This is a genomic window from Bradyrhizobium sp. HKCCYLRH1034, assembly GCF_051168375.1.
In the GTDB taxonomy this organism is placed as follows: domain Bacteria; phylum Pseudomonadota; class Alphaproteobacteria; order Rhizobiales; family Xanthobacteraceae; genus Bradyrhizobium.
In genome coordinates, this window is the sequence record NZ_JBNPUW010000003.1 from 617699 (window position 1) to 640011 (window position 22313).

At 66.0% G+C, this 22313-nt stretch carries 24 protein-coding genes; 15 read left to right on the forward strand and 9 right to left on the reverse strand.

Translation table 11 applies throughout. The features are described from left to right. Window positions 1–125: 125 nt before the first annotated feature. Window positions 126–548, reverse strand: a complete 423-nt coding sequence (hemJ, locus tag ACQR0W_RS09835; protein ID WP_315716802.1) for a protoporphyrinogen oxidase HemJ — start codon at window positions 546–548, stop codon at window positions 126–128. Window positions 549–962: 414 nt separating this feature from the next. On the opposite strand from hemJ, the gene ACQR0W_RS09840 reads away from it, so the two are divergent. From ACQR0W_RS09840 to dnaQ, 4 genes are read left to right on the forward strand one after another with little or no spacing between them, the layout of a single operon-like run. Next, on the forward strand, window positions 963–1802 hold the full coding sequence (locus tag ACQR0W_RS09840) for a pyruvate, water dikinase regulatory protein (RefSeq protein ID WP_315716801.1): 840 nt from the start codon (window positions 963–965) through the stop codon (window positions 1800–1802). A gap of 11 nt (window positions 1803–1813) precedes the next feature. After that, the gene (locus ACQR0W_RS09845) at window positions 1814–2422 is read left to right on the forward strand and encodes a Maf family protein (RefSeq protein ID WP_315716800.1); all 609 of its coding nucleotides are present in this window, start codon (window positions 1814–1816) and stop codon (window positions 2420–2422) included. Between the two features lie 37 nt (window positions 2423–2459). Further along, window positions 2460–3059: a dephospho-CoA kinase gene (gene coaE, locus ACQR0W_RS09850; protein WP_316170001.1), complete on the forward strand. Its 600-nt coding sequence runs from the start codon at window positions 2460–2462 to the stop codon at window positions 3057–3059. A gap of 42 nt (window positions 3060–3101) precedes the next feature. Continuing rightward, a complete protein-coding gene (gene dnaQ, locus ACQR0W_RS09855) occupies window positions 3102–3800 on the forward strand; it encodes a DNA polymerase III subunit epsilon (protein WP_315716798.1) in 699 nt (232 codons plus the stop codon). A 57-nt stretch (window positions 3801–3857) separates the two neighbouring features. Here the strand turns inward: dnaQ and secB are convergent, their stop codons facing one another. Beyond that, on the reverse strand, window positions 3858–4346 hold the full coding sequence (secB, locus tag ACQR0W_RS09860; RefSeq protein WP_315716797.1) for a protein-export chaperone SecB: 489 nt from the start codon (window positions 4344–4346) through the stop codon (window positions 3858–3860). 384 nt (window positions 4347–4730) lie between these two features. Between secB and ACQR0W_RS09865 the strand changes: the two genes are divergently transcribed. From ACQR0W_RS09865 to ACQR0W_RS09875, 3 genes are all read left to right on the forward strand, one after another. After that, a complete protein-coding gene (locus ACQR0W_RS09865) occupies window positions 4731–5432 on the forward strand; it encodes a Tim44/TimA family putative adaptor protein (protein ID WP_315716796.1) in 702 nt (233 codons plus the stop codon). A gap of 169 nt (window positions 5433–5601) precedes the next feature. Next, entirely contained in the window at window positions 5602–7182 is a 1581-nt protein-coding gene (gene mltA / locus ACQR0W_RS09870; protein ID WP_316170000.1) for a murein transglycosylase A, read from the forward strand. Between the two features lie 12 nt (window positions 7183–7194). Beyond that, window positions 7195–7770, forward strand: coding sequence for a Smr/MutS family protein (locus tag ACQR0W_RS09875; protein WP_315716794.1), 576 nt, complete (start codon window positions 7195–7197; stop codon window positions 7768–7770). A 3-nt stretch (window positions 7771–7773) separates the two neighbouring features. On the opposite strand, the gene ACQR0W_RS09880 is transcribed toward ACQR0W_RS09875, so the two are convergent. The 4 genes from ACQR0W_RS09880 to hslV form a co-directional block, all read right to left on the reverse strand. After that, the gene (locus ACQR0W_RS09880; RefSeq protein ID WP_316169999.1) at window positions 7774–8895 is read right to left on the reverse strand and encodes a hypothetical protein; all 1122 of its coding nucleotides are present in this window, start codon (window positions 8893–8895) and stop codon (window positions 7774–7776) included. A gap of 234 nt (window positions 8896–9129) precedes the next feature. Beyond that, window positions 9130–10434, reverse strand: a complete 1305-nt coding sequence (gene hslU, locus ACQR0W_RS09885) for an ATP-dependent protease ATPase subunit HslU (protein ID WP_315716792.1) — start codon at window positions 10432–10434, stop codon at window positions 9130–9132. A gap of 27 nt (window positions 10435–10461) precedes the next feature. Further along, window positions 10462–10959: a GNAT family N-acetyltransferase gene (locus ACQR0W_RS09890; RefSeq protein WP_315825695.1), complete on the reverse strand. Its 498-nt coding sequence runs from the start codon at window positions 10957–10959 to the stop codon at window positions 10462–10464. After that, window positions 10959–11537, reverse strand: coding sequence for an ATP-dependent protease subunit HslV (gene hslV / locus ACQR0W_RS09895; protein ID WP_315825696.1), 579 nt, complete (start codon window positions 11535–11537; stop codon window positions 10959–10961). Before hslV ends, ACQR0W_RS09890 begins: the two co-directional genes overlap by 1 nt. A 195-nt stretch (window positions 11538–11732) precedes the next feature. On the opposite strand from hslV, the gene hisB reads away from it, so the two are divergent. The 7 genes from hisB (at window position 11733) to coaA (ending at window position 16498) form a co-directional block, all read left to right on the forward strand. Continuing rightward, a complete protein-coding gene (hisB, locus tag ACQR0W_RS09900; protein WP_315716789.1) occupies window positions 11733–12326 on the forward strand; it encodes an imidazoleglycerol-phosphate dehydratase HisB in 594 nt (197 codons plus the stop codon). Between the two features lie 27 nt (window positions 12327–12353). Beyond that, entirely contained in the window at window positions 12354–12878 is a 525-nt protein-coding gene (locus ACQR0W_RS09905; RefSeq protein ID WP_316169998.1) for a DUF2628 domain-containing protein, read from the forward strand. Then, window positions 12875–13525 carry an imidazole glycerol phosphate synthase subunit HisH gene (gene hisH / locus ACQR0W_RS09910; protein WP_316169997.1) on the forward strand — a complete coding sequence of 217 codons (651 nt, stop codon included), beginning with the start codon at window positions 12875–12877 and terminating at the stop codon, window positions 13523–13525. The genes ACQR0W_RS09905 and hisH overlap by 4 nt, the downstream gene beginning before the upstream one ends. A gap of 59 nt (window positions 13526–13584) precedes the next feature. Continuing rightward, complete coding sequence (gene hisA / locus ACQR0W_RS09915) at window positions 13585–14319, forward strand: 1-(5-phosphoribosyl)-5-[(5-phosphoribosylamino)methylideneamino]imidazole-4-carboxamide isomerase (protein ID WP_315716786.1); 735 nt, start codon at window positions 13585–13587, stop codon at window positions 14317–14319. A gap of 11 nt (window positions 14320–14330) precedes the next feature. Beyond that, window positions 14331–15107, forward strand: coding sequence for an imidazole glycerol phosphate synthase subunit HisF (gene hisF, locus ACQR0W_RS09920; RefSeq protein ID WP_315716785.1), 777 nt, complete (start codon window positions 14331–14333; stop codon window positions 15105–15107). A 77-nt stretch (window positions 15108–15184) separates the two neighbouring features. Continuing rightward, a complete protein-coding gene (locus ACQR0W_RS09925; protein ID WP_315716784.1) occupies window positions 15185–15508 on the forward strand; it encodes a phosphoribosyl-ATP diphosphatase in 324 nt (107 codons plus the stop codon). A gap of 33 nt (window positions 15509–15541) precedes the next feature. Continuing rightward, window positions 15542–16498 carry a type I pantothenate kinase gene (gene coaA / locus ACQR0W_RS09930; protein ID WP_315716783.1) on the forward strand — a complete coding sequence of 319 codons (957 nt, stop codon included), beginning with the start codon at window positions 15542–15544 and terminating at the stop codon, window positions 16496–16498. Between the two features lie 49 nt (window positions 16499–16547). On the opposite strand, the gene ACQR0W_RS09935 is transcribed toward coaA, so the two are convergent. From ACQR0W_RS09935 to ACQR0W_RS09945, 3 genes are all read right to left on the reverse strand, one after another. Continuing rightward, window positions 16548–18782 (reverse strand): PAS domain-containing hybrid sensor histidine kinase/response regulator, encoded by a 2235-nt coding sequence (locus ACQR0W_RS09935; protein WP_316169996.1) that lies wholly within the window; start codon window positions 18780–18782, stop codon window positions 16548–16550. Window positions 18783–18919: 137 nt separating this feature from the next. Further along, window positions 18920–19351, reverse strand: a complete 432-nt coding sequence (locus ACQR0W_RS09940) for a hypothetical protein (protein ID WP_316169995.1) — start codon at window positions 19349–19351, stop codon at window positions 18920–18922. 103 nt (window positions 19352–19454) lie between these two features. After that, window positions 19455–20993 (reverse strand): YifB family Mg chelatase-like AAA ATPase, encoded by a 1539-nt coding sequence (locus tag ACQR0W_RS09945; protein ID WP_316169994.1) that lies wholly within the window; start codon window positions 20991–20993, stop codon window positions 19455–19457. A gap of 233 nt (window positions 20994–21226) precedes the next feature. On the opposite strand from ACQR0W_RS09945, the gene ACQR0W_RS09950 reads away from it, so the two are divergent. Then, the gene (locus ACQR0W_RS09950) at window positions 21227–22297 is read left to right on the forward strand and encodes a DUF2336 domain-containing protein (protein ID WP_315825700.1); all 1071 of its coding nucleotides are present in this window, start codon (window positions 21227–21229) and stop codon (window positions 22295–22297) included. The last annotated feature ends 16 nt before the right edge of the window (window positions 22298–22313 follow it).

Below are 22313 nucleotides of genomic sequence, written 5' to 3' on the forward strand. Positions count from 1 at the left end.
TGCGGCGGCCGGTCAAGCCGGAACGCAACCACATCCGCCTGCGTGGGGTGGGATATCGATAATATAGAAAATCGCGCCGTCGTCTGCAAGGCATCTGCAGCGGAGCGGTATTCCGTGGGAAGCGGTCAGAACGGCTTGACGATGACGAGAATCACGATGCCGATCATCAGCACCGTTGGTACCTCATTGATATACCGGTAGAATTTCTGGCTGCGGGTGTTCTTGTCGGCGCCAAATTCCCTGACCCAGCGGGTGAACAGTCCGTGGACCCCGGACATGATCAGGACCAGCAGAAATTTCGCATGAAACCAACCGCTGGTATACCAGTGGCCGGCCCAGGCCAGATAGAGTCCGGCAAGCCACGTCACGGTGATCGCCGGATTGATGATCGCCTTGAGCAGGCGCCGTTCCATGACCTTGAACGTCTCGGATTGCTTCGAGCCGATCTCGGCGTCGCAATGATAGACGAACAGCCGCGGCAGATACAGCATGCCGGCCATCCACGCGATGACAGCGATGACGTGAAGGGCCTTGATCCACTCATACATCGGAAACGCGTGATCCTCTCGGCTGGCGATCAGCTTGCGTGTCGAGACATATCCGCTCGCTCAGTCCCCTCCAAACCAAATAATTTTTGAATCTTAAGGTTTGAGTCTAGGTAGCGGTGGATTGGACTCATGCAATGTCATCCGCAGTCTGCCCGCAGCTTGTTCACATCCCTCAACATGCGAGCTGCGCACGCCGGATCGCCCCAGAGTCTGATGTGATTCAGACGCTTGTCGAAATCCTTCGACAGCTTATCCAGAGACAAATGGGCCTCGTCCCGATATCATCGCGCTGCTGCCTGACGTTGTCCCGGACGGCGACCATGTGCAGAACAATCGGGGTTATACAAAGGGAGCGGTCCGAGGCGGCTTTTTGGCCCCATCCTTCACAGGGATTCACAGATCGTTAAGGATTTGATGCCCACCACCGGCAACTACTTTCACCTCCATCTGGTTTCCGATTCGACGGGCGAAACCCTGATCACGGTCGCGCGTGCGGTCGCCGCGCAATACACCAACGTGACCCCGGTCGAGCACGTGTACCCGCTGGTGCGGAGCCAGAAGCAGCTCGACCGCGTGCTCGACGAGATCGAGGAAGCGCCCGGCATCGTGCTGTTCACGCTGCTCGAGAAGGATCTGGTCAGCCGGCTCGAAGCCAAGTGCCAGCAGATCAACATCCCGAGCCTGTCGATCATCGGTCCGGTGATGCAGCTGTTCGAGGCCTATCTCGGCGCATCGACCGCCGGCCGCGTCGGTGCGCAGCACGTGCTCAATGCCGAATATTTCGCCCGCATCGATGCGCTGAACTACACGATGCTCCACGATGACGGGCAGATGGTCGACGGCCTCGAAGACGCCGAAGTGGTGCTGGTGGGCGTCAGCCGGACGTCGAAGACTCCGACATCGATCTATCTCGCCAACCGCGGCGTGCGCACAGCCAACGTGCCGCTGGTCCCGGGCATTCCAATCCCGCATCAGCTCGAGACATTGAAGAAGCCGCTGGTGGTCAGCCTGCATGCGACCCCGGAGCGGCTGATCCAGGTGCGGCAGAATCGCCTGCTCAGCATGGGTGCGGAATCCGGCAATGAGAACTATGTAGACAAGCAGTCGGTGACGGACGAGGTCGCCTATGCACGCAAGCTGAGTGCGAAGTTCAACTGGGTCATGCTCGACGTGACGCGGCGCTCGATCGAGGAGACGGCTGCCGCGATCCTAAAACTCTATACCGACCGGCAGCGGCAGCGGCTTCCGGACTAGTGAGCGGATCAATGTCCATCTGGTGCAGTGACGAGCCTCTGATTCTGGCATCGCAGAGCCGCGCGCGGCGAATGCTGCTCGCAAACGCAGGACTCGCGTGCGAGGCGCTTCCCGCCGATATCGACGAACGCGCGGTGCAGGCCGAAGCCGGCCTGGTCGCGCCCTACGAGATTGCGTTGCACCTTGCCAACGCGAAGGCCGCAGCGGTCTCGGCAAACAGGCCCAATTCATATGTGGTGGGCGCGGATCAGACGCTGGCATTGGGTGAGCGCATGTTCAACAAGCCGGCCGGCCGCCAGCATGCCATGCAGCAACTGTTGGCGCTGGGCGGACGCACCCATGCGCTGCACTCGGCCATCGCCGTGGTCCGCAATGGCGAGGTGCTGTTCTCGCACGTCGCCGTCGCCTGGATGACGATGCGGGCCCTCACCGAAACCGAGATCGCAGCCTATCTCGATGCCGCCGGCGAAACCGTCACATCCAGCGTCGGCGCCTACCAGCTGGAAGGGCTCGGCGTGCACCTGTTCGACCGCATCGACGGCGATCACTTCACCATCCTCGGCCTGCCGCTGCTGCCGCTGCTCGCCTATTTTCGCGAAGCGAAGCTGCTCAGGATCTGAGACCGACCGCAGCAGCGCATAGGGGGATTGACCGCGGATGAGAGTGCTGGGTCTGACCGGCTCGATGGGCATGGGCAAGTCGACGACCGCAAAGCTGTTCGCCGAAGCCGGCGTCCCGGTCTATGACGCCGACGCGACCGTTCATAAGGTCTATGAGGGCGAAGCCGCGCCGGCGATCGAAGCCGAATTTCCCGGGACCACGGTGGACGGCAAGGTGGATCGGGCCAGGCTCTCCGCCAAGGTCGTCGGCGATCCCGACGCGATCCGCAGGCTCGAAGCGATCGTGCACCCGATGCTGCGCTCCTATCATCAGAAGTTTCTCGACGACGCCGAGCAGTCCGGCGTGCCCGTTGCCGTCGTCGATGTCCCCTTGCTGTTCGAGACCGGCAGCGACAAGCGCGTCGATGCCGTGGTGGTGGTATCGACCGCGCCCGAGATCCAGCGTCAGCGCATTCTGGCGCGCGGCACGATGACGGAAGAAGCGCTCGATGCGCTGCTCGCACGGCAGATGCCGGATGCCGAGAAGCGCAAGCGCGCCGATTTCGTCGTGGATACCTCGCACGGGCTCGATCCGGTGCGGGCACGCATCCGCGACATCCTGGCGGAGGTCGTTAGAATGCCACAGCGCCGGGGCTGATTCGCGAACGCCGGCCGCGCGGAATCCGACGGATCAAATCAGATGCGTGAGATCGTTCTCGACACCGAAACCACCGGCCTCGACGCCTTGCGCGGCGACCGCTTGGTCGAGATCGGCTGCGTCGAGATCATCAACCGCATGCCCACCGGCCAAGTCTACCACCGCTACATCAATCCCGAACGTGACATGCCGGCGGAAGCGTTCGCGGTTCACGGACTGTCGAGCGAGTTCCTCGCGGACAAGCCGCTGTTTCACGAGATCGTGGAGGAGTTCCTGGAATTCATCGGCGATGCCCCGCTGGTGATCCACAACGCCTCGTTCGACATCGGCTTCATCAATGCCGAGCTCGACCGGGTCAAGCGCGCGGCCATTCCGAGGGACCGTCTGGTCGACACGCTGCTGCTGGCACGTCGCAAGCATCCCGGCGTGTCGAACCGCCTCGACGACCTGTGCTCACGCTATGCGATCGACAACTCACGCCGCACCAAGCACGGCGCGTTGCTCGACGCCGAGCTGCTGGCGGAGGTCTATGTCGATCTGGTCGGGGCGCGGCAGTCGCAGCTGATCCTGACCCAGGACAGCCAGGAGATCCGCATCGGATCTGCCGGCGAGACGCCGCGCCGTCAGCGCGAGCAGCCGCTGTTGCCGCGGGTCACGGATGCGGAGCGAGAGGCGCATCGCGCCTTCATCGCCACGCTCGGCGACAAGCCGATCTGGACGGAGTTTCTCGCCGGCACGTGATCCGCCTGATCGGCAGCGGATCACGCCCGGCAAACATCAATCGTAAGCAGAACCGGATCAGCTCGACAGCACCTGGCCGCCCTGGGCCGCCGCCTGGCGCTCCATGTTCTGGCGGTACAGGCCGACGAAATCGACCGGGTCCAGCATCAGCGGCGGGAAGCCGCCGTCGCGCACCGAATTGGCGACGATCTCGCGGGCGAACGGGAACAGCAGGCGCGGGCATTCGATCAGCAGCATCGGCGACAGGTTCTCGCGCGGAATGTTGACCAGCCGGAACACGCCGCCATAGACCAACTCGAAGCTGAACATCACCTGGCTGCCGCTCTCGGCCTTGCCCTCGATCGTCAGCGTCACCTCGTATTCGGTGTCATTCAGAGCATTGGCGCCGACATTGATCTGGATGTTGATCTGCGGCGGCTGGCCCTGCGGCGCCAGGGACTGCGGAGCGTTCGGATTCTCGAACGAGAGATCCTTGATGTATTGCGCCAGCACGTTCAGTTGAGGAGGAGGAGCCGCCTCGGGAGTGGCGCCGTTACCGTTGGTCATCGCAGTGTTCTCCAGGCAAAAAGGGCGGGTCGTTGCGGCGCGTGGCTACCATAGGGCCGGCTTGTTCCACAAGGACGAGGCACGGACGCCGCAAAAGGCCGAGGCAGAGGGTTGATCCGGCCGGCATGCCTCTATTTGTCGCATCGGCCCGGGGGCGGAACCAGCGACCGTCTACTCTGTTCCAATCCAAGGTCGATCGGATTTCCCCTTGAGAGGGAAAAGGGTTAGGATCACCGGGCCACAATGTGCCATTGGCCGGGCCCAATTCGATGACTACATCCGGGTCGACCGAGGGATTCACGGGTCTTTACCCGGATCCTGTAGAACGGGTGCCCGGTGGCCGGGCTCCGCGTTCGGCTCGACAAGTCAGAAAGCGAACACGAAGTGGACATTTATACCATCATCTTCCTGGCGCTGGCGGTCTTCATCTTCATCCGCCTGCGCGCCGTGCTCGGGCAGCGCACCGGGAGCGAGCGGACGCCGTTCGATCATGCCGCCCGAAACGCGGTCCAGGGCGCGCCGGACAACCACGTCATGCCGGTTCCCAACAAGCCCATCGATCCCTCGGCTGCGGTCCCCGGCGGCGAGATGCCGGCGCCGGGCGATCGCTGGCGCGGCCTGGCCGAGCCGGGCACACCGCTCGCCCGTGGCCTCGACGCGATCGTCGCCGACGACTCGTCGTTCGATCCGCGCCATTTCCTGACCGGCGCGCGCAGTGCCTACGAGATGATCGTGCTGGCGTTCGCCAATGGCGATCGCCGCGCATTGCGCGACCTGTTGTCGTCCGAGGTCTATGAGAGTTTCGACGCCGTCATCAAGGAGCGTGAGAAGCAGGAGCAGAAGACCGAAACCCGCTTCGTCTCCATCGATACCGCCGAACTGGTCGGTGCCGAGCTGCGCGACCGCACCGCGCAGGTGACGGTGCGCTTCGTCTCGCAAATGATCTCGGTGACACGCGACAAGGGGGGCAACATCGTCGACGGCAATCCGGACAAGGTGGCCGACATCACCGACATCTGGACTTTCGCCCGCGATACCGGCTCGCGCGATCCCAATTGGAAGCTGGTCGGCACCGGCAGCCATTGATGGAATAGGTTGCCGCCGCCGGCGTTACATCGGGAGATCGCCCGCTCTCGATGTCGCCCCAGTTCTGCAAGGAGGACGACGAGGTCCATCCTCGGCTTTTTGACCCGGATCTTTTCAGCATCCCGTTTTCTCTGAATTTCGCGTTGAGTGGTACTTTGATGGTGCAAGCATGGTTCGCGAAATTTGGAAGCGGGGTTTCACCGCTCATCGCCTGAAATACTGGACGCCGGCGCTCGCCCTGAGCGTCGCCGCCGTGGCGCTCGCCCCTTATGCGGCCGAGGCGGTGCGCTCGCGCCACCGGGCGGCGACGCCCCCGGTGCGCCACCTGCCCTACCCGCAACTCGACTGGCCGCTCGAGATCAGCAACAGCCAGTACCTGCCATTGGCCTGGAACGACGTGCCCGGCTGGAACGACGACGACCAGCTTGCGGCCTATCGGACGTTCCGCGCCAGCTGCAAGCCGATCGCCGCAAAGACGGATGCAGCGCCGGATGCCAAGGCGGATGGCAAGCCGCTGGGCGATTCCCTGCGCGATCCCTGTCGCGACGCTCGGGCCACCGATCTCGCCGACAATGCTGCGGCAAGGGCCTTTTTCGAACGGCACTTCGAGCCGCTGAAGATCTCCAAGCTCGGCGATGCCGATGGCTTCGTCACCGGCTACTACGAACCCGTCATCGAGGGCTCGCGGACCCAGAACGAGGTCTACAACGTTCCGGTCTATCGTCGCCCCTCCAATCTGTTCGTCCGTGGCTTCAAGCAGGACGCGACGAGTCTGCCCAACAAGGGTCCCGTCTATCGGAAGATCGGACGGCGCAAGCTGGTCCCCTATTACGACCGCGCGGAGATCGAGGACGGCGCCATCGAGGGCCGTGGCCTGGAGATCGCGTGGCTCAGGAATCAGACCGACCTGCTGTTTGCCCAGATCCAGGGATCGGCGCGCATCAGTCTCGACGACGGCTCGACCATCCGCATCAACTACGATGCCTATAATGGCCTTCCCTACACACCGGTCGGCCGCATCCTGATCGAACGCGGCATCATTCCGCGCGAGCAGATGTCGATGCAGCGTATCCGCGACTGGATGGAGCAGAATCCGGAAGGTGCCAACGACCTGCGGCGGATGAACCGCTCCTACATCTTCTTCCGCGAGGTGCAGCTGTCGGAGAAGGATGAGGCGGTCGGCGCGCAGGGCATCCCGCTGACGCCCGGCCGTTCGATCGCCGTCGACAAGTCGCTGCACGTCTATGGCACGCCGTTTTTCATCACCGGCGAGCTGCCGATCGAATCCGAGAAGTCGAAGAGCCCGTTTCACCGGCTGATGATTGCGCAGGATACAGGCTCGGCGATCGTCGGACCTGCGCGCGCCGATCTCTATTTCGGCGCCGGCCAGGACGCCGGCAAGGTTTCCGGCCGTCTCAAGCACAGCATCCAGTTCGTGATGCTGGTGCCGAAGAGCCTCGATCCGGTCGCGCGTGGCCGCAAGATGCCGCTGCCGGATGCACGCCCGTCGGAGAAGATCGCAAAACTGTTTCCGCAGGTGCTGCCGAAGGAGGCCGCCAAAGCCGCCGCCTCCCCGGTCAACGATGCGAAGGCCCCTGCTTCCGCCGCGAGCGCAATCCCGGCGACCACGGTGGCGCAGAACGTTGTGGCGCCGCAGCCCGTGCCCCTGCCCGAGGCCCGCCCCCGTATCGAAAGTGATCGCAATATCCGCCGATTGCGTTATGGCAGGCGCCATCGCAACCGCCGATGACAAGCCGTCTCCATGTCTGAAGATCCCGAGCCGCCGCGCGGCCGTCGCAAGCGTGGCCTCTCCGAGGACGAGCGTACGCTGTGGGAGACGGTGGCGCGCCAGGTCAAGCCGCTGCGCAAGACGCACCGTCCAGTGCGGCCGCATCCGCCGATGGTGACGGCCGAGCCGCAGCCGGACAAGCCGATGATGACACCGCGGCCGGTCGCGCCGGTGGTCGTGCCCAAGCCGGCCCGGCCGGCGATCCCGCCGCTGGTCTCGCTCGGCCGCAAGGAGCGGTCCAAGCTGTCGCGCGGCCGCAGCGAGATCGATGCGCGGCTCGATCTGCACGGCATGACCCAGAGCCGGGCGCATCAGGCGCTGCATCATTTCCTGCATCGCGCCCAGCATGACGGTCTCACCTTCGTGCTGGTCATCACCGGCAAGGGCACCATCGGGGCGGATCCCGAACGCGGCGTGCTCCGGCGGCAGGTGCCGCATTGGCTCAGCCTGCCGGAATTCCGCTCGCTCATCGTCGGCTTCGAGGAGGCTCATGTCGGCCATGGCGGCGCCGGCGCGCTCTATGTCCGGATCAGGCGCGCCCGCGGCTGAGCGTCAGAACGGGCGGATGATCCCGATCCGCGGTACGGCGGTGACGATCCATCCCAGGATCGTCGTCATGCGGTCGTCGGCGTCGATCGGAGTGATCGGCTTGGTCGCAGGAAGCGTCTTCACCGCGTGCAGCATCAGTACCATGCAGACCACCCAGCTCGAGATCCAGCGCGAATAGTCGAACACCATGGCGAACATGACGAGGTAAGCGCAGCTGATCGCGATCAGAGCGGCGATGACGATCTGGCGATGGCGCTTGTCAGCCAAGGCGCCGATGAGATCCTTGAGATTCCGCCACAGCGGCGCGTGCAGCCACGGCAGCAGCGCATAGATGGGCAGGCCCAGCAGGTTCGACGGCAGCCGCGCCCAGGTGTCCTGCACCTCCTTGGCGAGCGGCTGATACCAGACATAGGCGAACTGCAAGAGCTCGGTGCGCGACGGATCGACCATGCGCGAGCGCAAGTAGGACACGAAGTCGGCCTCGGGCAGCGGCATGGTGCCGAGGAATTGCGCCGCGAGGAACAGCGCGCCGAGGCCGAGCAGCGCGCTGGCGCCGACTGCAATATCTAGGCGAGTGCGGGGACGCGTCAGGTAGTAGCGCAGCACGACGATCGCGGTGATGGTCGGCACGTACATCAGCAGATGGATGTGATGAATCAGCACGAGCAGGGCCGAAATCAATGCCGCAAGCAGCACGTAGGCCAGCGTGCGCGCCGGCACCAGCAGCAGGACGATCGCGCCGAGACAGCCATAGATGTCGAAATGGCCGAGCGTGAACAGGAAGTTCTTGAACACGAACGGTGAGCAAGCGGTGAAGATGAACAGCGGCAGCTGCGCGCGATCGAAGCCGAACGTGCGGCGGAAGAGCTGCGCGAACAGCGCGAAGGTGATGAGCCAGACGCAACCGGCCAGCGCGAACACCAGCCAGACCGGCACCTTCGCGGCGAACAGGCCGACCATGGCACCGATCAGCGCGCGCTTGATGAAGCCGAAGTGATAGTCGACCAGCAGATGGATGTACGGAATGTAGGGCGGCAGCGTGAGCTTGTGCAGGAAGACGCCGAGCATCACGGCGGCGTTGACGGCGAGCATCAGGCGCCAGTGTTTGCTGGAGGCGGCGGTCATGCGGCGTCCGAGCGGTGATAGATGGAGACGAGGTCGTCGCCCCGTCCACCACTGTCGCCCCGGCCTTGAGCCGGGACCCATAGCCGCCGCCGTTCGTGGTGAGGCAAGGCTGGAGCCGCCATCGTGAGTCACAATCAGCTTTGGTGGTTATGGGTCCCCGCGTTCGCGGGGACGACAGCGGATTTTGACGCCGCGCCGGAGCGAAGAAGCTCAGCGCTTGCTAGGCGCAGCCGACTACAAAATGAACCGGCTGAGATCCGCGTTCTTGGCGAGGTCGCCGATGTGTTGCTGCACATACGCAGCGTCGACGCGCATGGTTTCGCCGTTACGATCGGACGCCGTGAAGGAGATCTCGTCGAGCACGCGCTCCATCACCGTCTGCAGCCGGCGCGCGCCGATGTTCTCGACCGTCGAATTCACCGCGACCGCGATGTCGGCGAGCGCGTCGATCGCATCGTCGGTGATGTCGAGCGTCACGCCCTCGGTCTGCATCAGCGCGACATATTGCTTGATCAGCGATGCCTCCGGCTCGGTCAGGATGCGCCGCATGTCGTCGCGCGTCAGCGCCTGCAGCTCGACCCGGATCGGCAATCGTCCCTGCAGCTCCGGCAAGAGGTCCGAGGGCTTGGCGATGTGGAACGCGCCGGAGGCAATGAACAGGACGTGGTCGGTCTTGACCGCGCCATGCTTGGTCGAGACCGTCGTGCCCTCGATCAGCGGCAGCAGGTCACGCTGCACGCCCTCGCGCGAGACGTCGCCGCCGGCGCGGTTCTCGCGCACGCAGATCTTGTCGATCTCGTCGAGAAACACGATGCCGTTGTTCTCGACCACGCTGATTGCTTCCTGCACCAGCTGCTCGCTGTCGAGCAGCTTGTCGGATTCTTCCGCGATCAGGATGTCGTGCGAGGCCTCGACCGTCACGCGCCGCGTCTTAGTGCGGCCGCCGAGCTTGCCGAAGATGTCGCCGATCGAGATCGCGCCCATCTGGGCTCCCGGCATGCCGGGGATCTCGAACATCGGCAAGCCGCCGCCGGAGGACTGCGTCTCGATCTCGATCTCCTTGTCGTTGAGCTCGCCGGCGCGCAGCTTGCGGCGGAACGAGTCGCGCGTCGCAGCACTCGCATTGGCGCCGACCAGCGCGTCGAGGACGCGCTCCTCGGCGGCGAGCTGCGCGCGGGCGGCGACGTCCTTGCGCTTGCGCTCCCGGACCTGGGCGATCGCGACCTCGACGAGGTCGCGGATGATCTGCTCGACGTCGCGGCCGACATAGCCGACCTCGGTGAACTTGGTCGCCTCGACCTTGAGGAACGGTGCGCCCGCAAGCTTGGCCAGCCGCCGCGCGATCTCGGTCTTGCCGACGCCGGTCGGCCCGATCATCAGGATGTTCTTCGGCAGCACCTCTTCGCGCAGGCCTGCATCGAGCTGCAGCCGGCGCCAGCGGTTGCGCAAGGCAATGGACACCGCCCGCTTGGCGTCGGCCTGGCCGACGATGTAGCGGTCGAGTTCGGAGACGATTTCGCGGGGTGAAAAGTCGGTCATGGGGCTCTAGCTAGGTTTGGATCGCAATCAGGGCAAGTCGCCGGGCTGGCTCACCATCAGCAGCGCAGAGCCCTCCGGCGTTTCGACGAGCCGATCGCGTCTGAATCCGGCCTTCTCGTAGGCGCGCACGGCACGGGCGTTCGCCGGATCTGGATCGGTCACCACGCGTGGCGCGGCCGATCGCAGCAGGTCTTCGACGAACTGCCGAATGAAACGCGCCCCATGGCCGCGCCCGATCATGTCGGGCTCGCCGATGAACTGATCGATGCCACGCGTGGCGGGCGGTTGAGGCCCGAATCCATGATCCCATGCTGAGAGCGCATAGCACTGGAGATATGCGAACGGCCGGCCATCGATCGCGACGATAAATTGGTCCATGTCAGGATGAGCGAGATCGCCGCTCACCAGCGCATATTGCTCGTCGGGCTCTCCCCACCACCGCATCACGTCCGGCGTGCCAAGCCAACGGCGTATCAAGGGCAGGTCGGCGGCAGCCATTGCGCGGATGGCGTAATCCTGAGCCATTAATCCCGCACCATGGCTGAGCCGCCCTGCAAGGTCTCGATGGTGATGTTGCGGTTGGTGTAGACGCAGATGTCGGCGGCGATGTCGAGCGAGCGCCGCACGATGCTCTCGGCGTCTTTGTCGGTGTCGAGCAGGGCCCGCGCCGCGGCCAACGCGTAATTGCCGCCTGAGCCGATCGCCATCACGCCGGCCTCAGGTTCCAGCACATCGCCGGTGCCGGTCAGGACCAGCGAGACGTCCTTGTCGGCGACGATCATCATGGCTTCGAGCCGCCGCAGATAGCGGTCGGTGCGCCAGTCCTTGGCGAGCTCGACAGCGGCCCGGGTCAACTGCCCCGGATATTGCTCCAGCTTGCTCTCCAGCCGCTCGAACAGGGTGAAGGCGTCGGCGGTGGCGCCGGCGAAGCCGCCGATGACGTCGCCCTTGCCGAGCCTGCGCACCTTGCGGGCGTTGGACTTGATCACGGTCTGGCCGATCGAGACCTGGCCGTCGCCGCCGATCACCACCCTGCCCCCCTTGCGGACGGTCAGGATCGTGGTGCCGTGCCAGACGGTGGGCTCGTTCGCGGATGCGTGCATGGGGGGTCCCTGGTTGATCCTCTGATTTAGGCGTTCAGGCGTCGGGATACAATTACCGGGTCCCTGCCCTGCCCTGGCGGGCCTTGAAATCCGCTCACCATGGCCCGAGATCAAGGCCGAGGGGCGTCATCCCGCAGTAGCTAAGGTGACATCCGCCTGATAAAAGGGCCGCGTTTTCAAGGGAAAGCTGACCCCATGCGTAGCGCGACCATCAAGCGCAAGACCAAAGAGACCGAGATCGAGGTGTCCGTGAACCTCGACGGCACCGGCGTCGTGAACATCGCGACCGGGATCGGCTTCTTCGATCACATGCTGGATCTGCTGGCCCGGCATTCCCGCATCGACATGACCGTCAAGGCGGTCGGCGACCTCCATATCGATTTCCACCACACCACCGAGGATGTCGGCATCGCCCTCGGCCAGGCCGTGCGTCAGGCGCTCGGCGACATGGCCGGCATCACCCGTTACGCCTCGATCCACATGCCGATGGACGAGACCCTGACGCGCGTCGTGATCGACGTATCGGGCCGGCCGATGCTGGTATTCCGCACGACCTTTGCGCGCGACAAGATCGGCGAGTTCGACACCGAGCTGGTGCGCGAGTGGTTCAACGCCTTTGCCATGAACGCCGGCATCACCCTGCATGTCGAGACGCTGTACGGCGAGAACGCCCATCATATCGCCGAATCCTGCTTTAAGGGTCTGGCGCGGGCCCTCCGCGCAGCCCTTGCGATCGATCCTCGCAATCAGGGCGAAGTGCCATCCACCAAGGGTCAGCTCGGCGGCTGACCTCCCTCCTCCCAAGGGATTATCGACATGCCCGTCTATACGGTTCACGCTCCCCTGGCCGCCGGGGTCGATCTGCGTTCGACCGATCGCTTTGTCTTCATCCGCGACGGCTTCCATTTCTGGGCCGCCGTGCTCGGCGCCGTCTGGCTGGCCTGGCATCGTCTCTGGCTTGCGATGCTCGTCTGGGCCGTGCTGATGATCGCGCTCGACGTCGTCCTGGCGCGCGTCGGCGTCAGCGGCGGCGCGATTGCCGGCATCGATCTGTTGCTTGCGATCCTGCTCGGGCTCGAAGCCTCGAGCCTGAAGCGCTGGAGCTACTCGCGCGGCAATTGGCGCCAGATCGACGTCGTCGTCGCCGACGATCTCGATGCCGCCGAGCGCCGCTTCTTCGAGCGCTGGGCCGCCCGGCGCAGCACGCTCGGCTACGACAATCACACCGTCGATCGCGGCGCGGCGCCGCCGACACGCGACAATGGCAATGGGCAGCACCCGCCGCCGCTGCCGCATGCCAGCATCATTGGCTTGTTTCCCGAACCCGGAGGTGGACGATGAGTGTTGCGATCATCGATTACGGCTCTGGCAATCTGCATTCCGCCGCCAAGGCGTTCGAGCGCGCTGCGCGCGGCATGGCGGATCCGCAGAAGGTCGTCGTGACACGCGATCCCGATACGGTCTATCGCGCCGATCGCATCGTGTTGCCCGGCGTCGGCGCCTTCGCCGACTGCCGCCGCGGGCTCGACTCCGTCGACGGCATGCTGGAGGCGATGACCGAAGCCGTACGCCACAAGGCGCGGCCGTTCTTCGGCATCTGCGTCGGCATGCAATTGATGGCAACGCGCGGCAAGGAGCACGTCACCACCGACGGCTTCGACTGGATCTCCGGCGACGTTGAGAAGATCACGCCTCGCGACGAGAGCCTGAAGATCCCGCATATGGGCTGGAACACGCTCGATGCGCTGCAAGAGCATCCGGTGCTGGAGCGGCTGCCGCTCGGACCGAAGGGCCTGCACGCCTATTTCGTGCACTCCTATCACTTGAATGCCGTCGACGAGAGCGACGTTCTGGCACGCGCCGATTACGGCGGACCGGTCACCGCGATCGTCGGCAAGGACACCGCGATCGGCACCCAATTCCATCCCGAGAAGAGCCAGCGTTTCGGTCTCGCCCTCATTTCCAACTTCCTGAAGTGGAAGCCGTGAGCGCAGCGCGCCTGTCCGTCCAAGAGGCGGGCAGGGCGCTTGCCTGAAAGACAGCTCAGATGATTTTGTTTCCTGCCATCGATCTGAAGAACGGCCAGTGCGTGCGCCTGGAGCAGGGCGACATGGCGCGCGCCACCGTGTTCAACCTCGATCCCGCCGCGCAGGCCAAGAGCTTCGCCGACCAGGGGTTCGACTATCTCCACGTCGTGGATCTCGACGGCGCCTTCGCCGGCAAGCCGATGAATGCGCACGCCGTGGAAGCGATGTTGAAAGTCGTCAAGATGCCGGTGCAGCTCGGCGGCGGCATCCGCGATCTCAAGACGGTGGAGGCTTGGCTCAGCAAAGGCATCACCCGTGTCATCATCGGCACCGCGGCGGTGCGCGATCCCGAGCTGGTGAAGACCGCAGCCAAGGCCTTCCCCGGCCGCGTCGCCGTCGGGCTCGATGCGCGCGACGGCAAGGTCGCCGTCGAGGGCTGGGCCGAGACATCCGAAGTGACGGCGCTCGACATCGCCAAGCGATTCGAGGACGCCGGCGTCGCCGCGATCATCTTCACCGACATCGCGCGCGACGGCCTGCTCAAGGGCCTCAACCTCGACGCCACGATCGCGCTCGGCGACGCCATCTCGATTCCCGTGATTGCCTCCGGCGGCCTGGCCTCGATCGAGGACGTCAAGGCGATGCTGACACCGCGGGCGAAAAAGCTCGAAGGCGCCATCGCTGGCCGCGCGCTCTATGACGGCCGCCTCGATCCCGCGGAAGCACTGGCGCTGATCCGCGCGGCGCGTGCGTAGGAGGAAACAGGATGTTCAAGGTCCGTGTCATTCCCTGCCTCGACGTCAAGGACGGACGAGTCGTCAAGGGCGTCAACTTCGTCAATCTGCGCGATGCCGGCGATCCGGTCGAAGCCGCGATCGCCTATGACGCGGCCGGCGCCGACGAGCTGTGCTTCCTCGACATCACCGCCACCCATGAGAACCGCGGCATCATGCTGGACGTCGTCCGGCGCACGGCGGAGGCCTGCTTCATGCCGGTCACGGTCGGCGGCGGCGTGCGCACCATCGACGACATCAAGACCCTGCTGCGTTCCGGCGCCGACAAGGTTTCGATCAATTCGGCCGCGGTGAGCAGGCGCGAATTCGTCAAGGAGGCGGCCGAGAAGTTCGGCGAGCAGTGCATCGTGGTGGCGATCGACGCCAAGTCCGTGTCGCGGCCGGGCGGCGGCAGCCGCTGGGAGATCTTCACCCATGGCGGCCGCAAATCGACCGGCATCGATGCCCTGGAATACGCCCAGGAGGTGGTCGCGCTCGGTGCCGGCGAGATCCTGCTGACCTCGATGGACCGCGACGGCACCCGCCAGGGCTTCGACCTGCCGCTGACCCGGGCGGTCGCCGACAGCGTCCCGGTGCCGGTGATCGCCTCCGGCGGTGTCGGTAATCTCGATCATCTGGTGGACGGCATCCGTGAGGGCCACGCGACCGCGGTGCTGGCGGCGTCGATCTTCCATTTCGGGGAATTTACCATCCGGCAGGCCAAGGAGCACATGGTGCGCCAGGGGCTGCCGATGCGGCTCGATCCCTGACGACATTGCGTCGCAAAAATGTTAGATGAACGCTGGTCCGGCCGCCGTGGTCGGGCAGGCGTTCCGAGTACCGGCTGATGTCCCGCTTCACGCTTCACGACCTGGCTGCCATCATCGACGCGCGCGCCGCGGCGGGCGGCGAGGCGTCCTATACGCGCAAGCTGCTCGACAAGGGTCCGCCGCAATGCGCCAAGAAGATGGGCGAGGAGGCGGTCGAGACGGTCATCGCCGCACTTGGCACCGACCGTGAGCATCTGATCTCCGAAAGCGCCGACCTGCTGTTTCATCTGTTGGTGTTGTTGAAGTCGCGCGACGTCCGGCTCGAGGAGGTCGAGGCGGCGCTCGGCAAGCGGACCGGCCAATCGGGGCTGGAAGAAAAGGCGTCGCGCAAGACGGAGTAGGGCGCGACGGCGGGGGAAACGAAGGGCAGCGTCATGGACATGCGCACCACCGAACAACAATATAATCCGTACCGCGTCTTCACCCGCGAACAATGGGCCGAGCTGCGCAACGACACGCCGATGACCTTGGAGCCCGGCGAGTTCTCCAAGCTGCGGTCGATGCACGATCGTCTCGACCTTCAGGAGGTCGAGGACATCTACCTCCCGCTGTCGCGATTGCTGTCGATGTATGTCGATGCGGCGCAGCGGCTGTACTACGCGCAGCGCCAGTTTCTCGGCATCCGCGACCGCAAGATGCCCTACATCATCGGCGTCGCCGGCTCGGTGGCGGTCGGCAAGTCGACCACTGCGCGCGTGCTGCAGGCGTTGCTGACCCGCTGGTCGCCGCGGCCCAAGGTCGATCTCATCACCACCGACGGCTTCCTGTATCCGAACGCGGTGCTGGAGCGGCAGGGCCTGATGCAGAAGAAGGGCTTTCCGGAAAGCTATGACCTGCCGCGGCTGCTCGGTTTTCTCTCCGACATCAAGGCCGGCCGCCATCCAGTGCGCGCACCGGTGTATTCCCATCTGAGTTACGACATCGTCCCCAATCAGTGGGCCGAGATCGACCAGCCGGACATCCTGATCGTCGAAGGCGTCAACGTGCTGCAGACCGGACCGCTGCCGCGCGATGGCCAGGCAGTACCGGTCGTCTCCGACTTCTTCGACTTCTCGGTCTACATCGACGCCGACGAGGCGATCCTGCGCAAATGGTACGTCAAGCGCTTCCTGTCGCTGCGCGACACGGCGTTCCATGATCCGCGGTCCTACTTCAACCGCTACGCGCTGCTGTCGGACGAGGAGGCCATCGCCACCGCGATCGCGATCTGGGAGCGCACCAACCTGGCCAATCTCGAGGACAACATCCTCCCGACACGGCCGCGTGCGACCTTGATCCTGAAGAAGGGCGCGGATCACGAGATCGAGACGGTGGCGCTGCGGCGGTTGTGAGCGGGGGCCCGCGAGCGCGGCGCCGAGCTGATCCGCTCCAACTGATGACCTACGCTGGCACCTGTCGCGCCGCCGCCAGATTCGCCAGCGCCTCGTCGAGCTTGTCGCGATCGATCGGCTTGACCAGGAACCCATCCATGCCCGCCTCGAAGCAGGCGTAACGATCCTCGACCAGGGCATTGGCCGTGAGCGCCAGGATCGGGGTGCGCCCGCCGGGCTCGCTGGCCTCGATGGCGCGAATGCGCCTGGCGGCGGCAATGCCGTCGAGCTTCGGCATCTGCACGTCCATCAGGATCAGATCATAGGGCGCGCCGGCCGAGCGCGCCGCGAGCCAGGAGTCCAGCGCGGCTTCGCCATGCACGGCGATGTCGGCGTGGTGGCCGAGCTTGCTCAGCAGCGAGCGCATCAGCAGGGCGTTGATGTCGTTGTCCTCGGCGACCAGGATGGACAGTCCCGTGCCGGCCTGGGCCGCGATCGGCGGCGCGATGGTCGGGATCGGATCGTCGGCCATGACCGTGCCGTCGGTGTCGAAGCTCACGCGCGCGGCGAGCGAGGCGGCCCGCAGCGGCTTCACGAGATAGCCGTTGAATGGCGCCCCTGGCGCCAGCTCGTGGCGGCTCGCCGGTGTCACCAGCACGATCAGCCGCGTCGTATGATGTCGCGCGACCCCGCCCACACGCAGCGATTCATCGCCGCCGATGCTGTCGTCGACCAGCACGGCGTGCCAGGCGCGTTCGGGCAGCAGGGCCTCCGCCACCTCGGCCTCGGCGACCAGGCAGGTCTGCGCGCCCCAGTTCTGCAAGCGCCGCTCGATCAGCTCGGCCTGCAGCCCGGCCGGCGCCACCAGCATGATCGACCGTCCTGCGAGATCGGGGCCGCGGAAGCTGTTCTGCTCGCCGCGCTCCAGCGCCGGCGGCAGCGGCACCGACACCTCGAAGGTCGAGCCGGCGCCGAGCGCGCTCTGCAGCGCGATGCGGCCGCCCATCCGCTTGACGATCCGGTCCGAGATCGCAAGGCCAAGCCCGGTGCCGCCGAAGCTGCGCGCCACGCTGTCGTCGGCCTGCTCGAATTCGCGGAAGATGCGCTCCTGCGCGTCGGCTGCGATGCCGATGCCGGTGTCGCACACCTGGAAGCTGATCTCGTTCGGCCAGATGCCGGGCTCGGCGATCAGGGCGACGCCGCCCGTCGCGGTGAACTTGATGGCGTTGCCGGCGAGGTTGAGCAGCACCTGGCGCAGCCGCGCGGCGTCGCCCGTCACCCAGGTCGGCAGCCGCTCGTCGAGATAGGCCGCGATCTCCAGTTGCTTGGCCTGCGCCCGTGGCGCCAGCAGCTCGGTGATCTCCTCGATCAGCGCCGCCAGCGAGAACGGCTGCGCCTCGAGCGCCAGCTTGCCGGCTTCGATCTTGGAATAGTCGAGCAGCTCGTCGATCAGCGACATCAAGGCCTCACCCGAGGTGCGGACCGCCTTGGCGTAGGTCGTCTGCTCCGGCGTCAGCTGCGTCTCGAGCAAGAGTCCGCTCATGCCGAGGATGCCGTTCAGCGGCGTGCGGATCTCATGGCTCGCCATCGCCAGGAACCGCGACTTGGCGCGGTTCGCCGCGTTGGCCTGATCGCGCGCGTCCGCCAGCGCCCGCTCGGTCTCGGTGCGGTCGGTGACGTCGCGGCCGACACATTGCAGCACGGCGGGCTGGCCGGCGTCGGAACGCACCAGCGCCTCGCGCCACGCGATCCAGCGCGGCCCGATCGCGCTCTCGATACGCTGGTCGTGGACGCGCGTGCCGTTCGGCTCCAGCGCACTGTCGCCCTGCTCGATCAGCTCGAAGGTGAACGCGCTGCCGAGCAGGTTGTCGCGATCGAGCCCCGCCATCCGGCAATAGGCGTCGTTGACGAAGATGATGCTGCCGTCGCGCGCGCGCATGACGATGAGATCGCCCTGCTGCTCGAACAGATTGCGGGCGCGCTGCTCGGCTTCCTGCAGCTCCCAGTTCCGGTCGGCCAGCACCTCGTTGTGGAGCGCAATCTTGTGCATCTTCCTGGCGACGAAGCGCAGCCGCATGCTGAGCGTGGCCAGGCCGACGCAGGCGAGCGCGAACAGGAAGCTGGCGCCGATCGCGAACGTGTGCGGGTTATAGCCGGAGTTCTCGGAGATGCTGGCCTTGATGAAGCCGTACGCGCCGCCGAAGCCGGCGGAGAAGATCATCAGCGAGCGCAGGATGGCGAAGATGGTGCGGTGACGGCGCATGAACCGGCGCAGGCGCAGCCTGACGTGAAAAATCCGTCCCATCTCGATCACCCCCGACGATTTCGATCCCAATGTCATGGCCGGCCCGCACCATGCGGCGTCGGTATTGCTGAGACTTTGAAAGGTCATGCACGCGCGATGAAGCCGTGCTGAGATGGTGAACCGGGCGTTAGCCCGACTCACAGAACCGGATCGGCGGGCGGTGAGTCGTGGCCGCGGGCCGAGACGATGAGCGCGGCGGCGTGAGCATCTGCTGCACTGTCCTTGGCGAGATGGATCCGGAGCGCGCCAGGATGCGGATCGGCGGCGATCGCGACGACCGCGGTCGCGGCAGTCATGCCGCAGCCACGATCCTCCTTGGCGAGCACATCGTCGACCACGACGACATCAGCCGTCTCCGGACTGTCGGCCAGCGCCACGCGAACGGTGGCGAGCGCCGGGTCATCGGTGAAGTCGACATGGAGATCGGCGGTAAACGGCGCCGAGCCGAGCGAGATGCTGTCGGCACCGACGGCAATGCAGGGCTGCGGGGAGGGCGCCAATTCGAGTCTGGCGATGACCGCGGCCGCGATCAGCGGCACGGCCGAGACAAGGACCTTGAAACGCAACATGATACGCACCGACGCGGCAGGCCTAATGACGGAACGCGGGCCTTATGGTTGTCGGAGCGTAAAGAGAAGTCGTTACCAGAGTGTTGAGGGGGAGGGGGCGCCCTTACGCCGCGTGGCGATTGTCCTCCGCCAGCGCGCGATACGACAGCGCCTCGGCCAGATGCAGCCGGCCGATCGCATCAGTGTGGTCGAGATCGGCGAGCGTCCGCGCCACGCGCAGCACGCGGTGATAGCCGCGGGCGGACAGCCGCATCGTCTCGGCGGCTTCGCGCAGCAGCTTCTGGCCGGGCGCATCCAGCCTGGCGACCTCGTCGAGCACGGCGGCGGGGGCCTCGGCGTTGGTCCGGATGTGTGGCAGGCCGGCCTTGGCATAGCGCTCGCGCTGCAGGTCGCGTGCGGCGGCGACGCGGGCAGCGACCTCGGCCGAGCCTTCCTTCGACGGCGGCAGGATCAGGTCGGCGGCGGTCACCGCGGGCACCTCGATGCGCAGGTCGATGCGGTCCATCAGCGGGCCGGAGATGCGCATCTGGTAGTCGGCGGTGCAGCGGTCGATGCGGCCGCGCTTGCAAGCATAGCCGGGCTCGAAGGCGTTGCCGCAACGGCACGGATTCATCGCCGCGACCAGCATGAAGCGGGCAGGGTAGGTGACGCGGTGGTTGGCGCGCGAGATCGAGACCTCGCCGTTCTCGAGCGGCTGGCGCAGCGAATCCAGCACGCGCGGATCGAACTCCGGCAGTTCGTCGAGGAACAGCACGCCCTGATGCGCCAGCGAGATCTCGCCGGGTCGGGCGCGCAGGCCGCCGCCGGTCAGCGCCGCCATGCTCGCGGAATGATGCGGGCTGCGGAACGGCCGGCGCGACGTCAGCGCGCCACCCTCGATCTCGCCGGCGACCGAGGCGATCATCGAGACTTCCAAGAGCTCTGCCGGCGACAGCGGCGGCAGGATCGACGGCAGCCGCGCCGCCAGCATCGACTTGCCGGCGCCGGGCGAGCCGATCATCAGCAGATGATGCCCGCCGGCGGCCGCGATCTCGAGCGCGCGCTTGCCGCTCTCCTGGCCCTTGATGTCGCGCAGGTCGAGCAGGCTTGCGGGCGCCTCCTGGATCTTCGGTTGCGGCCGCGACAGCACCTGCGTGCCCTTGAAATGGTTGGCGATCTGGATCAGCGAGCTCGCCGCGATGATCTGCAGGTCCGGGCTCGCCCACGCCGCCTCGGCGCCGCAGGCGGCCGGGCAGATCAATCCTTCCTCGCGCGCATTGGCGCCGATCGCCGCCGGCAGCACGCCGGCGACTGGCGCGATCGAGCCGTCGAGCCCGAGCTCGCCGAGCACGGTGAAGCCGCCGAGCGCATCCGGCGGAATGGCGCCGATCGCGGCCATCAGGCCGAGCGCGATCGGCAGATCGTAATGGCTGCCTTCCTTGGGCACGTCGGCCGGGGCCAGATTGACGGTGATGCGCCGCGCCGGCAGCGCCAGGCCCGAGGCGATCAGCGCCGAGCGCACCCGCTCGCGCGCTTCCGACACCGCCTTGTCCGGCAGGCCAACGATCGCGAAGGCCGGCAGGCCGGGCGCGACCTGGACCTGCACGTCGACCGCGCGGGCCTCGATCCCCTCGAAGGCAACGGTGGAAACGCGCTGGACCATGATGCCCCTCCCGGGCAAGGAGGCTAGCGGAAGCCGGCATCGTTCGCAAGAACAATACGGGAACATTGTCGTTGCCGCGCTCTGTCGCAATCCATTAACGACAGCCGCGTGGGGTTGCAGCTCCGTCCGCTGCGCTTAACGCCCCTTTAGTCCGGCCTTCGCATTCTTCCTCAATTGATGATCGACCCGCGCCTCCGTCACAGCCGGGGGAGGCGCCCAACGAGGGACGTGTGATGCCTCCAGCGCCTGCGGCAGCTCCGACCGCCAAGACGCCCGCCGGTGATGCACGGACGGTGTCCGAGCTCGCCACCGACATGCTACGCCGGACCACCAGCCTGTTCCTGGCCGGTCCGCGGCCGGCGTCGACCGAGCAGCTCGATCTCTACGATCAGATGTTCGCCCGGCTGATGCCGCAGGTCGCGACCGAGCTGCTGGCCGAGCTGAGCATGGCGCTCGCCGGCGTCGAGCGCGCGCCTTACGCGACGGCGCGGATGCTCGCCGTTCACCCCGAATTGCGCGTCGCGGGGCCGATGCTGGCCAAGGCGGCGGTGCTGACCGAGCGCGATCTCGCCGAGTTCATCCGCACCGGCAGCCCGGCGCATCTCGTCGCGATCGCCAGCCGCAGGGGCATCGGCGACAGCCTCACGACGCAGCTAATCGCGCGCGGCTTTCCGGCGGTGCGCATGGCGCTGGCGCAGAATCTTTCCGCGCGGCTGTCCGAGGACGGCTATCGCAGCCTGTTCAAGATCGCCGAGCGCGACGAGGATCTCGCCGAGAAGCTGGCGCTGCGCACCGACCTGCCGGCCAAGCTGTCGCGGGCCTTCGTCGCCGCGGCCAGCGAGGGCGCCCGCGCCCGCTTCATCAAGGCCGCACCGCCGGCGACCCGCGCCACCCTTCAGGCGACGCCGACGCGCTCGCCCGGCGCGGCGATGCGCGCGATATGGGATTATCAGCAGGTCAAGGCCGAGGTTGCCGCCCTCAGCCGGACCGGCAAGCTCGGCGACTCCGCCGTCAACCGCTTCTGCGCCACCGGCGATTTCCCTGCCGTGATCGCAGCGCTGGCGCTGCTCTGCGTCGTTACCATCGAGACGATCGAATCGCTGCTGGAGGAGGATCGCATCACGGACCTGCTGCTGGCCTGCAAGGCCGCGCGGCTCAGCTGGGCGACGACGTCGATGATCCTGCGCGACCGGCCCGGCTGCGACGCGCTTCCGGCCGATGACCTCGAAGAGGCGCGCAAGCGCTTCGAGAAGCTCGCACTGTCAGAAGCGCAATGGAAGGTGCGCGGGCTCGAATCGCGCTGAGCGAGCGCGAGAGGCG

Excerpts from the sequence above, each read along its gene's own strand:
- ACQR0W_RS09945 (WP_316169994.1), bottom strand. The coding sequence starts at position 20,993 with ATGGTCCAGCGCGTTTCCACCGTTGCCTTCGAGGGGATCGAGGCCCGC.
- ACQR0W_RS09875 (WP_315716794.1), top strand. The coding sequence starts at position 7,195 with ATGTCTGAAGATCCCGAGCCGCCGCGCGGCCGTCGCAAGCGTGGCCTC.
- ACQR0W_RS09905 (WP_316169998.1), top strand. The coding sequence starts at position 12,354 with ATGCCCGTCTATACGGTTCACGCTCCCCTGGCCGCCGGGGTCGATCTG.
- hisA (WP_315716786.1), top strand. The coding sequence starts at position 13,585 with ATGATTTTGTTTCCTGCCATCGATCTGAAGAACGGCCAGTGCGTGCGC.
- hisB (WP_315716789.1), top strand. The coding sequence starts at position 11,733 with ATGCGTAGCGCGACCATCAAGCGCAAGACCAAAGAGACCGAGATCGAG.
- hslU (WP_315716792.1), bottom strand. The coding sequence starts at position 10,434 with ATGACCGACTTTTCACCCCGCGAAATCGTCTCCGAACTCGACCGCTAC.
- ACQR0W_RS09925 (WP_315716784.1), top strand. The coding sequence starts at position 15,185 with ATGTCCCGCTTCACGCTTCACGACCTGGCTGCCATCATCGACGCGCGC.
- ACQR0W_RS09950 (WP_315825700.1), top strand. The coding sequence starts at position 21,227 with ATGCCTCCAGCGCCTGCGGCAGCTCCGACCGCCAAGACGCCCGCCGGT.
- ACQR0W_RS09845 (WP_315716800.1), top strand. The coding sequence starts at position 1,814 with ATGTCCATCTGGTGCAGTGACGAGCCTCTGATTCTGGCATCGCAGAGC.
- ACQR0W_RS09840 (WP_315716801.1), top strand. The coding sequence starts at position 963 with ATGCCCACCACCGGCAACTACTTTCACCTCCATCTGGTTTCCGATTCG.
- ACQR0W_RS09940 (WP_316169995.1), bottom strand. The coding sequence starts at position 19,351 with ATGTTGCGTTTCAAGGTCCTTGTCTCGGCCGTGCCGCTGATCGCGGCC.
- hslV (WP_315825696.1), bottom strand. The coding sequence starts at position 11,537 with ATGCACGCATCCGCGAACGAGCCCACCGTCTGGCACGGCACCACGATC.
- ACQR0W_RS09935 (WP_316169996.1), bottom strand. The coding sequence starts at position 18,782 with ATGGGACGGATTTTTCACGTCAGGCTGCGCCTGCGCCGGTTCATGCGC.
- hisF (WP_315716785.1), top strand. The coding sequence starts at position 14,331 with ATGTTCAAGGTCCGTGTCATTCCCTGCCTCGACGTCAAGGACGGACGA.
- hemJ (WP_315716802.1), bottom strand. The coding sequence starts at position 548 with ATGTATGAGTGGATCAAGGCCCTTCACGTCATCGCTGTCATCGCGTGG.
- ACQR0W_RS09890 (WP_315825695.1), bottom strand. The coding sequence starts at position 10,959 with ATGGCTCAGGATTACGCCATCCGCGCAATGGCTGCCGCCGACCTGCCC.
- secB (WP_315716797.1), bottom strand. The coding sequence starts at position 4,346 with ATGACCAACGGTAACGGCGCCACTCCCGAGGCGGCTCCTCCTCCTCAA.
- ACQR0W_RS09880 (WP_316169999.1), bottom strand. The coding sequence starts at position 8,895 with ATGACCGCCGCCTCCAGCAAACACTGGCGCCTGATGCTCGCCGTCAAC.
- dnaQ (WP_315716798.1), top strand. The coding sequence starts at position 3,102 with ATGCGTGAGATCGTTCTCGACACCGAAACCACCGGCCTCGACGCCTTG.
- hisH (WP_316169997.1), top strand. The coding sequence starts at position 12,875 with ATGAGTGTTGCGATCATCGATTACGGCTCTGGCAATCTGCATTCCGCC.
- coaE (WP_316170001.1), top strand. The coding sequence starts at position 2,460 with ATGAGAGTGCTGGGTCTGACCGGCTCGATGGGCATGGGCAAGTCGACG.
- mltA (WP_316170000.1), top strand. The coding sequence starts at position 5,602 with ATGGTTCGCGAAATTTGGAAGCGGGGTTTCACCGCTCATCGCCTGAAA.
- coaA (WP_315716783.1), top strand. The coding sequence starts at position 15,542 with ATGGACATGCGCACCACCGAACAACAATATAATCCGTACCGCGTCTTC.